Annotated in this window: 11 protein-coding genes and 1 tRNA gene; 8 read left to right on the top strand and 4 right to left on the bottom strand. The window is 72.3% G+C overall.

Annotated elements, in window-relative coordinates:
• Positions 1–32: 32 nt before the first annotated feature.
• Together MFF56_RS26170 and purU are read left to right on the top strand one after the other, a co-directional pair.
• Positions 33–109 (top strand) — tRNA-Met (locus tag MFF56_RS26170).
• Positions 110–190: 81 nt separating this feature from the next.
• Entirely contained in the window at positions 191–1,075 is an 885-nt protein-coding gene (purU, locus tag MFF56_RS26165) for a formyltetrahydrofolate deformylase (RefSeq protein ID WP_066926156.1), read from the top strand.
• 107 nt (positions 1,076–1,182) lie between these two features.
• On the opposite strand, the gene oxlT is transcribed toward purU, so the two are convergent.
• Positions 1,183–2,469, bottom strand: coding sequence for an oxalate/formate MFS antiporter (gene oxlT / locus MFF56_RS26160; RefSeq protein ID WP_066926159.1), 1,287 nt, complete (start codon positions 2,467–2,469; stop codon positions 1,183–1,185).
• A gap of 262 nt (positions 2,470–2,731) precedes the next feature.
• Positions 2,732–3,280, bottom strand: coding sequence for a cupin domain-containing protein (locus tag MFF56_RS26155; RefSeq protein ID WP_066926161.1), 549 nt, complete (start codon positions 3,278–3,280; stop codon positions 2,732–2,734).
• 155 nt (positions 3,281–3,435) lie between these two features.
• Here MFF56_RS26155 and aptA point away from each other — a divergent pair, with 155 nt between their 5' ends.
• From aptA to gltX, 5 genes are all read left to right on the top strand, one after another.
• A complete protein-coding gene (gene aptA, locus MFF56_RS26150; protein WP_066926164.1) occupies positions 3,436–4,779 on the top strand; it encodes an omega-aminotransferase AptA in 1,344 nt (447 codons plus the stop codon).
• 217 nt (positions 4,780–4,996) lie between these two features.
• Positions 4,997–5,467, top strand: coding sequence for an SRPBCC family protein (locus MFF56_RS26145; RefSeq protein WP_238231719.1), 471 nt, complete (start codon positions 4,997–4,999; stop codon positions 5,465–5,467).
• A gap of 100 nt (positions 5,468–5,567) precedes the next feature.
• The gene (locus tag MFF56_RS26140) at positions 5,568–5,912 is read left to right on the top strand and encodes a hypothetical protein (protein WP_373324188.1); all 345 of its coding nucleotides are present in this window, start codon (positions 5,568–5,570) and stop codon (positions 5,910–5,912) included.
• A 204-nt stretch (positions 5,913–6,116) separates the two neighbouring features.
• Positions 6,117–6,290, top strand: a complete 174-nt coding sequence (locus tag MFF56_RS26135; RefSeq protein ID WP_197430781.1) for a NepR family anti-sigma factor — start codon at positions 6,117–6,119, stop codon at positions 6,288–6,290.
• Between the two features lie 587 nt (positions 6,291–6,877).
• Positions 6,878–8,245 carry a glutamate--tRNA ligase gene (gene gltX / locus MFF56_RS26130; RefSeq protein WP_066928045.1) on the top strand — a complete coding sequence of 456 codons (1,368 nt, stop codon included), beginning with the start codon at positions 6,878–6,880 and terminating at the stop codon, positions 8,243–8,245.
• A gap of 23 nt (positions 8,246–8,268) precedes the next feature.
• On the opposite strand, the gene MFF56_RS26125 is transcribed toward gltX, so the two are convergent.
• Positions 8,269–9,441 carry an SMP-30/gluconolactonase/LRE family protein gene (locus MFF56_RS26125; RefSeq protein WP_066928044.1) on the bottom strand — a complete coding sequence of 391 codons (1,173 nt, stop codon included), beginning with the start codon at positions 9,439–9,441 and terminating at the stop codon, positions 8,269–8,271.
• 10 nt (positions 9,442–9,451) lie between these two features.
• Positions 9,452–10,429 carry an SMP-30/gluconolactonase/LRE family protein gene (locus MFF56_RS26120; protein ID WP_066928042.1) on the bottom strand — a complete coding sequence of 326 codons (978 nt, stop codon included), beginning with the start codon at positions 10,427–10,429 and terminating at the stop codon, positions 9,452–9,454.
• A gap of 389 nt (positions 10,430–10,818) precedes the next feature.
• On the opposite strand from MFF56_RS26120, the gene MFF56_RS26115 reads away from it, so the two are divergent.
• Complete coding sequence (locus tag MFF56_RS26115) at positions 10,819–11,640, top strand: YfdX family protein (protein ID WP_066928040.1); 822 nt, start codon at positions 10,819–10,821, stop codon at positions 11,638–11,640.
• Positions 11,641–11,654 lie beyond the last annotated feature (14 nt).

The following is an 11,654-nucleotide window of genomic DNA, read 5'->3' as shown; positions in this document are numbered from 1 at the left end:
ACACCCCCTCGACACGATGCAGAACACCCTGGCGCGGGGTGGAGCAGCCCGGTAGCTCGTCAGGCTCATAACCTGAAGGTCGTTGGTTCAAATCCAACCCCCGCAACCAAACGGACAAGACCCGAACGGAAACGCCCGCCTGCTCCCGCAGCGCGGGCGTTTTCGCGTTCAACGACCCGAGAGACCGCCGATGACGAAGTTTGTCCTGACCGTGGCCTGCCGATCAACTCGCGGCATCGTCGCGGCGATCTCGGGATTCCTGGCCGAGCAGGGGTGCAACATCGTCGATTCCTCGCAGTTCGACGATCTCGGCAGCGGGCGCTTCTTCATGCGCGTCGGCTTCCTCTCGGAAGAGGGGAGGGGGGGTGAGGCGCTCGCTGCCGGCCTCGCGCCGGTCGCGGAACGCTTCGGCATGGAGACGGCGATCCACGACGAGGCCCGGCGCATGAAGGTGCTGCTGATGGTCTCGCGCTTCGGCCACTGCCTCAACGACCTGCTCTACCGCTGGAAGATCGGTGCCCTGCCGATCGACATCGTCGGCGTGGTCTCGAACCATTTCGACTACCAGAAGCTCGTGGTGAACCACGACATCCCGTTCCATCACGTCGCCGTCACCAAGGCGAACAAGCCGGAGGCGGAAGCGCGGATCATGGAGATCGTCCGGGGCGGCGGCGCCGAGCTGATCGTGCTCGCCCGCTACATGCAGGTGCTGTCGGACGAGATGTGCGCGGCGATGTCGGGGCGGATCATCAACATCCACCACTCGTTCCTGCCGAGCTTCAAGGGCGCCAACCCCTACAAGCAGGCCTATGGCCGCGGCGTGAAGCTGATCGGCGCCACCGCGCACTACGTGACGGCCGACCTCGACGAGGGGCCGATCATCGAGCAGGACACGGTGCGCATCACCCACGCGCAGAGCGCGGAGGACTACGTGTCGCTCGGTCGCGACGTGGAGGCGCAGGTGCTCGCGCGGGCGATCCACGCGCATATCCATCACCGCGTCTTCCTGAACGGCAACCGCACGGTGATCTTCCCGCCGAGCCCGGGAAGCTTCGCGTCCGAGCGGATGGGCTGACCGGCCGCGCTCCGGGATCGCCGCCATCGAAGAGGGTGTCGAAACAAGAGCGCCCCGCGCGATCCGAGGATCGCGCGGGGCGCTCTTGTGCCCGTCCGCGGTGCGGGTCAGACCGCCTCGACGGGCCGGCCTGCCGGCGCGTTCGCCGTCTGGCTACCCGCGAGATAGCGCAGGCGCATCGGGCGCAGGACGAACATGGCGAGCGCCGCCGCGGTGACGTTGAGGCCGATGATCAGCCCGAATACCGCCGTCCAGCCATAGGCTGCCGCGACCATGCTGCCGAAGGGTACGAGCATCGCGGCCGAGCCCTTGGCGGTGTAGAGCAGGCCGGCGTTGCTGGCGGCGTATTTCGATCCGAAAGTGTCGCCGCAGGTCGCCGGGAACAGCGAGTAGATCTCGCCGAACACGCCGAAATAGATCGCCGTGGCGAAGACGAAGACCAGCGGGTTGCGGCCGTAGGCGAGCAGCAGGATCACCGCGAAGGCGGCCGTGCTGAAGGCGATGAACATCGTGTTCTCGCGCCCGATCCGGTCGGAGACGTAGCCGAAGAACGGCCGGCCGAACCCGTCGAAGATGCGGTCGAGGGAGATCGCGAGGGTGAGGGCCGCCATCTGCAGGCCGAGGATCGAGACCGGGACGTCGGCGACCTTGAAGTCGTGGGCGATCGGGGCGATCTGGGCCGCCGCCATCAGGCCGCCGGAGGCCACCATCACGAACATCGCGTACATCACCCAGAAGACCGGGGTGCGGACCGCCTCGCGGGGCGTACGGTCGACCTGCGTCTGGGGCAGGCGCAGGCTCTTGCGCTGGACCGGGGCGCTGACGCTGGGCTTGCGCAGCAGGAACGACATCACCACCACGACGGCGCCCTGACCGAGGCCGAAATACAGGAAGGCGTTCTCGTAGCCGCTGGTGGCGATCATCTTGGCGATCGGCACGACCGTGAGGGCCGCGCCCGCGCCGAAGCCCGCGGCGGTGGCGCCGGCGGCGAGGCCGCGGCGATCCGGGAACCACTTGAGGGCGTTGCCCACGCAGGTGCCGTAGACCGAGCCCGCGCCGATGCCGCCGATCACCGAGCCCGCGTAGAGCATGGGCAGCGAGGTGGCGTGGGCGTTGAGCACCCAGGCGAGCGCGATCATCACGCCGCCGAAGCAGACCACGATCCGCGGGCCGTAGCGGTCCACGAACCAGGCTTCCACGGGCACGAGCCAGGTCTCGGTGGCGACGAAGAGCGTGAAGGCGAACTGGATCGCGGCGCGACCCCAGTGGTACTTGGCGTCGATCGGATCGACGAAGAGCGTCCAGCCGTACTGCAGGTTGGCGATCATCGCCATGCAGAGGATGCCGAAGGCGAGCTGCCACCATTTGGCGGACGAGGTGTCCTGGCGTTCCATCCCTGATCCTTATCGTGGGGCGTCGGCATTCCGGGGCCGACGCTCGGATCATGCAAAAAATTTCCGATTATGCAATATGCCAGGGATTAAACTGCTGGAGTGCACGTAACGGTTGTCACCCCGGGGCGTTCGGGCAGCCGCCCCGGAGACCGGGGCCCGGCCCGGTCGACCTGCTGTCAACAGGCTGAATTCGAAGCGGTTTCGCCGCCCGTCCCCGTGCAGGGCCGAGGCGCGGCTTCCGCATGGCGGCGCGGGACCTCTCTCAGAAGCTCGGCGGCGTGCACGCGCTGACGACCTCGCACGGCACGGGGCCGATGCACCGGAACCGGTGCGGGCGCCGGCTGTCGAAAGCGTAGGCGTCGCCGGGTCCGAGGATCCGGCGCTCGTCGCCGACCGTCACCTCGAGCCGGCCCGAGAGCACGATCCCGCCCTCCTCGCCCTCGTGCGAGAGCGGGATGCGGCCCGTGTCGGCGCCGACCTCGTAACGCTCCTTCAGAATCTGGAGCTGGCGCCCGAACAGCGTCTCGCCGACCTGCCGGTACGAGATCTTGCCCTTGCCGATCTCGGTGAGTTCCTCCGTGGCGTAGAAGGCCTTGCGCTCGCGTTCGGGCTCCACGGCGAAGAAGTCCGCGAGACCGATTGGCACGCCGTCGAGGATGCGCTTCAGGGCCCCGACGGACGGGTTCACCCGGTTCGACTCGATGAGGGAGATCGTCGAGTTCGTCACCCCGGCGCGCTTGGCGAGCGCCCGCTGCGACAGGCCGTGCCGCAGCCGGACGAAGCGCAGCCGCTCCCCTACATCGACGCTCATTCCGGCCGGACCCTTTGCGGCTGTTGCGGATCGCGCAACGGTGCGCACCCGGATGCCGTCCCGTCAACGGCTTGCGGCGGCCGAGAAAAGGACTTGTTGCGGGCTGGCGAAAGGCGTCCTGTCGCGCGTCGAAGCCGCGTCGCCGCGAGTGCCCCATGTCAGAGAATCTCTCCGAGACCCGTCCCAACACCCCCTCGCTCGACGCGTTCTGGATGCCCTTCACGGCCAACCGCCAGTTCAAGGCGTCGCCGCGGATGCTCGTCTCGGCCGAGGGCATGCACTACACGGCCGATGACGGCCGACGGATCCTCGACGGCACGGCAGGGCTGTGGTGCGTCAACGCCGGGCACGGGCGGCGCGGCATCGCCGAGGCCGTCGCGCATCAGCTGGAGCGCCTCGACTTCGCCCCGACCTTCCAGATGGGGCATCCGATCGCCTTCGACTTCGCCGAGCGGCTGGCCGCGATCGCGCCGGGCGGTCCGGAGGCGGGACTCGACCGGGTGTTCCTCACGAATTCCGGCTCCGAATCCGTCGATACCGCGCTCAAGATCGCGCTCGCCTACCAGCGGGCGATCGGGCAGGGCACGCGCACGCGGCTGATCGGGCGCGAGCGCGGCTATCACGGCGTCGGCTTCGGCGGCATCTCGGTCGGCGGCATCGTGACGAACCGGCGGGCCTTCCCGCAACTGCCGGGCGCCGATCACCTGCGCCACACGCACGACCCGGCCCGCAACGCCTTCGCCAAGGGCCAGCCCGAGCACGGCGCGGACCTCGCCGACGACCTCGAGCGGCTGGTCCAGCTCCACGGAGCGGAGACGATCGCGGCCTGCATCGTCGAGCCGGTGGCGGGCTCGACCGGCGTGCTGATCCCGCCGCGGGGCTATCTGGAGCGCCTGCGCGAGATCTGCACGCGCCACGGCATCCTGCTGATCTTCGACGAGGTGATCACCGGGTTCGGCCGGCTCGGCACGCCCTTCGCGACCGACTTCTTCGGCGTGGTGCCGGACCTCGTCACGACGGCCAAGGGCATCACCAACGGCACGGTGCCGATGGGCGCGGTCTTCGCCCGGCGCGCGGTCCACGACGCGCTGATGCAGGGGCCGGACGGGATCGAGCTGTTCCACGGCTACACCTATTCGGGGCATCCGGTGGCCTGCGCGGCGGGGATCGCCACCCTCGATATCTACGCCCGGGAAGGGCTGCTCACCCGCGCCGCGGAACTCGCCGGGGACTGGGCTTCGGCGATGCACGACCTGCGGGCGCGCGCCCATGTCAGCGACATCCGCACCATCGGCCTCGTCGCGGGCATCGAGCTGACCCCGCGGCCGGACGCGCCGGGCAAGCGCGCCTACGAGGTCTTCACGGACTGCTTCCGGCGCGGCCTGCTGATCCGGGTGACCGGCGACATCATCGCGCTCTCGCCCCCGCTGATCGTGGAGCGCGACGAGATCCGCGAGATGGCGGAGATCGTCGGGGCGGCGATCGATCGGGTGGCCTGAGCGGGATCGACGGGACTCCCGAGGGCTCGAGGTCCCCCGGGCGGGGTCTCGGGGCGCCGAGCCCGAAACCATCGCGAAACGTGACGGCGGCCCGCACGATCGGGCGAGTCCGCCGCGCCGGCCATTGTCAGGCTGCGCCTCGGTCCTAGCTCCGTCCCGGCCGAAGAGCCGGCGCGGGCCCGCCCGCGCAAACCCCGAACGGATGGAGACCTGCCCGATGCTGCGCCTCGCCCTGCCCGCCCTCGTCCTGCTCGCCGGCACGCTGCCCGGCCACGCGATCGAGGTGCAGAAATCGGCCGACCTGCCGGCCCATCCCGACAAGGTCTGGCAGACGATCGGCGATTTCTGCGGCATCGCCGACTGGCATCCGGCGATCGAGAAGTGCGTCGCCTCCGAGAAGGACGGGCAGAAGATCCGCACGCTCAGCCTCAAGGGCGGCGGCACGCTCGCCGAGCAGCAGGTCTCCCGCGACGACAAGGTGATGAGCTACACCTACACCATCCTGGAGGGCCCGCTGCCGGTCTCGGACTACCGCTCGACGCTGGCCGTCGCGCCCGAGGGCTCCGGCTCGAAGGTGACGTGGCAGGGCAGCTTCAGCGCCAAGGGCGTGCCGGACCCGGTCGCGCAGGACGTGATCTCGGGGATCTACGACGCGGGCCTGAAGGGCATCGCCGACAAGGCCAAATAGGCCGGCGCAACAGGCGGGCGGCGGCGAGGCCCGCCACCCGTTGACCCGCCGGACCGGCCGTCCCACAACCCCGGCCGGCGCCGAGCTGCGCCGTTCAGGGATCCGTGCCGTGCCGACGCAAGCCTTCCGCCTGACGCTCGTCCTCCTCGCCGCCGCAGGTCTGGCGTCCTGCCAGTCGGGGGCGAGCGCGCCGCCGCCCGTCGCCGCGGCGGTGGCGCCCGTCGCGGCGCCCGCCGCGCTGCCCCAGGGCGCCGGTTGCGGCCCGGCCATCGCCCGCACGCAGGCCGTGGTGAGCGCCGACGTCGCGAGCGGCGACCTCAACAAGCCGGTGGGCGCGCGCTTCGGCGCCGACCTCGACCGTGCCGCCGCCGCCTGTGCGGCCGGTCGCGACGGCGAGGCGCTGCACCTGCTCGCAGCCGCCAAGAGCCGCTACGGCTATCCGTAGGGCCGCGCCGCCGTCCGGCCCCGGCAAGACCGGCCCCGGTCTCCGCCGGGAATCGCCGAGACTCAGCCAGGCAAAAGGCCCGCCGGATCCCGGCGGGCCTTTCTCGTTCCTCGGGTTTCGGAGAGCGGTCCGGGTTGCGGTGACGGAGCCTTAACCAAGCCCCGCGACACTCGGTCCATGCCGGGGGCGAGAGGATCGCGGGTCATGCCGAAGGAGCCGAGCCGTCTGCCGGAGACGCCACCGCCCGCCCAGCTCAAGCCGGCGGCCCGCCGCCAGATCGGCCAGAGCCTGCGGGGCCTCTACGCCGACAGCCTGTCGGCACCGATGGGCCAGCGCCTCACGGACCTGCTGGCCCAGATCGAGAAGCCGGATCGCTGACCGGGACCGGGCCCGGGGAGGGCGCCCCCGGAGGGCGCCTCGATCAAGGGCTCCTCAATCCAGCACGACGGCGACGAGGGAGAAGAGGCCGGCGAGCACGAGGTTGCCGACGAGCACGAGTGCGATGACGGTCATGGGGCGTTGGGGATCTTGCGCGCGGTCTCGGCGATCTCCGCCGGCGCGCGCCCGCGCCGGGGAGCCGGGCGGGAATCGCCCGGCGCCGGCCTTCTAGCCGCGAGGCCCGCAACAGGGGGTTGATTTCCGCTCCGTCCGGCGGCTCCTCCGTCAGAACGCCCGGCGGTGATGCCGGCGGAGCACGGTCGCGGGCCCGCAGGCGCCGGTCGGACTGTCGGCCGCCGCCTCCGTCCCCGCCGTCCACCATCGGCACGCCGCGCCCGGGGGCGCCGCGTTGCCGGCCGCCCGACGAATCGGTGCCGGCCGTGGCGGCGCGCAGCCCCGTCGGCGCGCGCTGCTGGTCCGCCGGGTGGGCCGCTGGTGCGGGTTTCCCCGGCGACGGGCGTCGTTTCGGGCGGCGTTCCGGGCGGGGCGATGTGACAGGCGCCAGGATGATGCGTAGAGGGTCGCGCATGACCGCGCCGACCTCGCCCGCACCGCTCGTCCGCTTCGCGCCCTCGCCGACCGGCTTCCTGCACATCGGCAACGCCCGGCCGGCGCTCCTCAACGCGCTCTTCGCCCGCGCCCGGGGCGGGCGCTTCCTGCTGCGCCTCGACGACACCGACCGCGGGCGCTCGACCGCCGCGTTCGCGCACGCCATCGGCGAGGATCTCGCCTGGCTCGGCATCGTGCCGGACCTGTTCGCGCGCCAGTCCGACCGGGTGGCGCTCTACGACGCGGCGGCCGAGCGGTTGCGGGCGGCGGGACGGCTCTACCCCTGCTACGAGACGGCCGAGGAGCTGGAGCGCCGCCGCAAGCGCCAGCTCGGGCGCGGCCTGCCGCCGGTCTACGACCGCGCGGCCCTGAGCCTCACGCCCGAGCAGCGCGCCGCCTACGAGGCGGAGGGGCGGCGCCCGCACTGGCGCTTCCGGCTCGACCACCGCACGGTCGGCTGGGACGACCTCGTGCGCGGGGCCGCCCACGTCGATTGCGCCTCGCTCTCGGACCCGGTGCTGATCCGCGCCGACGGCAGCTACCTCTACACGCTGCCCTCCGTCGTGGACGACGCCGAGATGGGGATCACCCACGTGATCCGCGGCGAGGACCACGTCACCAACACGGGCGTGCAGGTGCAGATCTTCGAGGCGCTGGACGCGCCCGTCCCCGCCTTCGGCCACCACAACCTCCTGACCACGGCGGACGGGGAGGGGCTGTCGAAGCGCCTCGGCCACCTCTCGCTGCGCTCGCTGCGCGAGGCGGGCTACGAGCCGGCCTCCGTCCGCGCGCTCGCCGTGCTCACCGGCTCGGCGGAGGCGGTGCGGCCGGTCGCCTCGCTCGACGAACTCGCCGGGCTCGTCGATCTCGCCCACATCTCGCGCGCGCCCGCGCGCTTCGACCCGCAGGAACTCGACGGGCTCAACGCCCGGCTCATCCACGCGATGCCCTACCCGCAGGCCGCCGACAGGCTGGCCGCCCTCGGCGTGCCGGAGGCGGTGGCCGAGCCGTTCTGGCTCGCCGTGCGGGCCAATCTCGGCCGCGTCGCGGAGGCCGCCGCGTGGTGGCGGGTGGTGGCGGGGCCGGTGGAGCCGGTCCGCGCCGAGGCGGACGCGGAGGTGACGGCCGCCGCCGCCGCGACCCTGCCGCCCGAGCCCTGGGGACCGGAGACCTGGAAGGCCTGGACGGGCGCGGTCCGCGCGCGCACGGGCCGAACGGGCAAGGCCCTGTTCATGCCGCTGCGCCTCGCGCTCACCGGACTCGACCACGGCCCGGACCTCGCCGGGCTGCTGCCGCTGATCGGCCGCGAGCGGGCGGCGCGGCGGCTCGCCGGGGAGCCGGCCTGACGGGGCGCCGCGCGGGCCCGCGATCAGACCCCGTCGACCGGATCGGCGTCGATGCGCATCCGCAGGATCGCGTAGGGCGGCTTCGAGAGGTCCTGCCCGTCGTTGAATTCCGGCCGCCGGTTCACCTGCGCGGCCGAGATGTAGAGCCAGCGCTCCGGCGTGATCCAGAACGTGTCGGCCCAGACCAGGCGCTCGTCGGCCGCGATCACCGTGATGCGCCCGTCCGGGTCGCGCCGGCCGACCGCGTTCTGCTCCTGCAGGCTGAGGTAGACCCGGTCCTTCGAATCGGTGGTGAGGCCGCCGGTCAGGCCCTTCTCGCCGAGATCCGCGACCGTCGCGGCCACCCCCGCGTCGCTCGTCCCCGGGTCGAGGAGCGCCGCCGTCTCGACCGCGTAGAGGTGCCGGGCCATCAGGGGCGCGTAGTACAGCCGCGCGCCGTCGGGGCTCAGCGCGATGCCGTTGGCCCCGCCCTTCGGGCTCTGCGGCGGCCCGTCCCCTTGCGTCTGCATCACGGGGCGCTGCTCGACGAACTTCACCACGCCCTTCTGCGTCCGGGTGCTGGCGTGCTCGGCCAGACGCCTGAGCACCAGCCCGCTCGCGAGATCGACCGCCAGGATCGCGCCCCGCCCGTCCTGGCCCTGGTCGGTGACGTAGGCCACGGGCCGCCCGTCGCGCCGGCCGACCCGCAGGTCGTTGAGCGAGGAGGTCGGGACGACCCCGGCCTCCAGCGGCACCACGCGCACGACGCGGTCCGTGGCGAGATCGACCTGGACGAGCTTGGCGCCGCCCGGCACCGGCGCGCCCTTGCCCTCGGGCAGGGCCGCGTCGAGCAGCCAGAGCGTGTCGTCGCGGTCGAACACGCCGTTGGGCACGTGGAACAGGCTCGCCTGCGGGCGCTTCGCGTCGGGCCGGTTCGTCCCGGCGTCGGGATAGGGGCGGACGGAGCCGTCCGGCATCACCTCGCCCACCGTGAACGGGACCTGCGCGGTGAAGCGCGGCATCATCACGAAGACACGGCCGCCCCGCGAGATCGCGAGCCCGGTCGGCGTCGAGGGCGCGTCGGCGAGGTGGGCGAGTTCGAGCCCGCCGACGGAGCGGCTCGGGCTGGCGGATCGCTCCTCCGATCGGGCGAGCGCGGGCCCACCCGCGAGCGCGAGGAGGCCGGAGCCGATCAGGTGGCGGCGGGCGATGGGCAAGCGGTTCTCCTCAGGCCTTGAGGTCGATGGCGTGGATCGCGTGGGAGGCGGCGATGTAGAGGCGGCCTTTCGCGCCGAACGCCATGTTGGCGGCGGTGACCGGCGTCGCGATGCGGCCGAGCGGCGTCCCGTCCGGGTGGTAGATCCGCACCCCGTCGATGCAGGCGGCGAAGACGTGCCCGCGCGCATCGACCTTCAGCCCGTCCGGCACCCCGGCCTCCAGCTCGGCGAGGACGCGGTGGCGCCCGAGCCGGCCGTCCTCGACCGGGAAGGCCAGGATCGCCCGGCCGCCCTCCGGGTTCAGGGACGCGCCCGACTCGCTGACGTAGAGGGTGCGCCCGTCCGGCGCGAAGGCGAGGCCGTTCGGCTGGTCGAGCACGTCCGTCATCGCCTCGACCCGGCCGGGCTCGGGTATCCGGTAGACGCGCCGCGCCGCCTGCTCGGGCTCGGCCTGGATGCCCTCCTCCGGCTCGGTGATGCCGTAGACCGGGTCGGTGAACCAGATCGCGCCGTCCGGCCCCAGCACGGCGTCGTTCGGGGAATTGAGCTTGCGGCCGTCGTAGGCGTCGGCCAGCACCGTGAGGCCGCCATCCGCCTCGCGCCGCACCACGCGACGGCCGCGATGCTCGCAGGTGACGAGGCGGCCCTGGCCGTCGAGCGTGTTGCCGTTGGCGTTGTGGGCGGGCGCCCGGACCGTCGCGGGCCGGCCCGGCGCGGGCCCGGGCCCGAGGACCAGGATGCGGTCGGCCTTCACGTCGCTGAAGACGAGGCCGCCGAGGGCGGGGGCCCAGCACGGCCCCTCGCACCAGCGGCCCTCGGCGTAGAGGGTGGCGAGGCCGGCCTCCGGATCGACGATGGCCGCCAGGCGCGGGTCGTCCACCCGGACCACGGGCGCCGCCGGCCCGGCCGCCGCGCGCCCCGCCCCGGCGAGCGCCGCGCCGCCGAGGATGAGGCCTCCCAGGACCGTGCGCCTGTGCGGGTGGAGCATGATCGTCCCGATCGTGGTGCGGAGCCGTGAACGCCTGCCCAACGCGCGGGACCCCGAGGCGATCCAGGCGGGCGATCCAGGCGGGCGGTCACGCGCGCGACCGCCGTCCGGGGCCCTGTCACGGGCGCGGCGCGCAGGGCCGTCCGGCGGGGCACGCCAATCCTCGGCGGCGTCCCGGCGCCGCTCGCGCACGGCAATCCACGAAACAGCCGAATGCAACTATCGATTGGTATATTGCGAGGATATACCGGTTTTCTGTCGCAGATGTAGATTTTGTAATGTTTCAGACATGGATCGGAATTGCTCGAATACTATTATGTCCGCACGGAAGCGATGCGATATCGCTCCGCGAAACCTTTCCTCTCATGAACCGCTCCGGAGAACACGCCATGCCCTATCGGACGTCTCTCGCCGCCGCCCTCGTCGCCACCACGTTCCTGGGGGGCGCCGCGCTCGCCGCCGAGCAGTCCGCGAAGCCGACGGCCGCACAGGAGACCTCGGCCCGGAAGGCGGTCGAGCGCGATGTCGGCAAGCTCTCGAAGGACGGCGCCCAGGCGTTCCGCGACATGCACCTCGCCCGCGTCGCCATCTTCGACGCCGACCCGGCCAAGGCCCAGGACTTCGTGGGCAAGGCGCAGGCCGCGCTCGCGAAGGCCAGGACCGACGACGCCGTGTTCAACAGGGCGGAGGCCGACCTGAAGACGCCTGCCGACGTGTCGGCGGCCAAGACCGCGGCCGACACCTCCGCGAAGGCCGGCAAGCCCGCGGGGGAACAGGTCGCCTGGGTGCCCGTCGATGTGCAGCTGACGCTCGGCGAGGATTTCGTGGCGACGCCCGAGAAGGCCGGCGCCGTCGCGGAGGCGAACAAGCACCTCGCGAAGGGTGACCGGAAGGGCGCCCTGGAGAAGCTCCGGCTCGCCGACGTGGACGTGGATTTCGTCATGGCGGTCCTGCCGCTCGACAAGACCGTGGCGGACGTGAACCAAGCCGCCACGCTGCTCGGCCAGGGCAAGTACTACGAGGCGAACGCGCTCCTGAAGACCGCCGAGGACCGGACGCGCTTCGACGTGATCGACGCGGTCGGCGTTCCCCGGAAGGCGGCCGCGCACGCGGCCGACAAGGCCGGGGCGGACGCCAAGACCACGGACGCCAAGACCACGGACACCAAGAGCACCGACACCAAGAGCACCGACACCACGACCGCGAAGTAGGGGCGGCCCGGCTG

It is taken from the genome of Methylobacterium hispanicum, from assembly GCF_022179285.1.
Taxonomy (GTDB): Bacteria; Pseudomonadota; Alphaproteobacteria; order Rhizobiales; family Beijerinckiaceae; genus Methylobacterium; species Methylobacterium hispanicum.
Note: the sequence above shows the minus strand (reverse complement) of the source record. Positions and strands in the feature narration are given on the sequence as shown.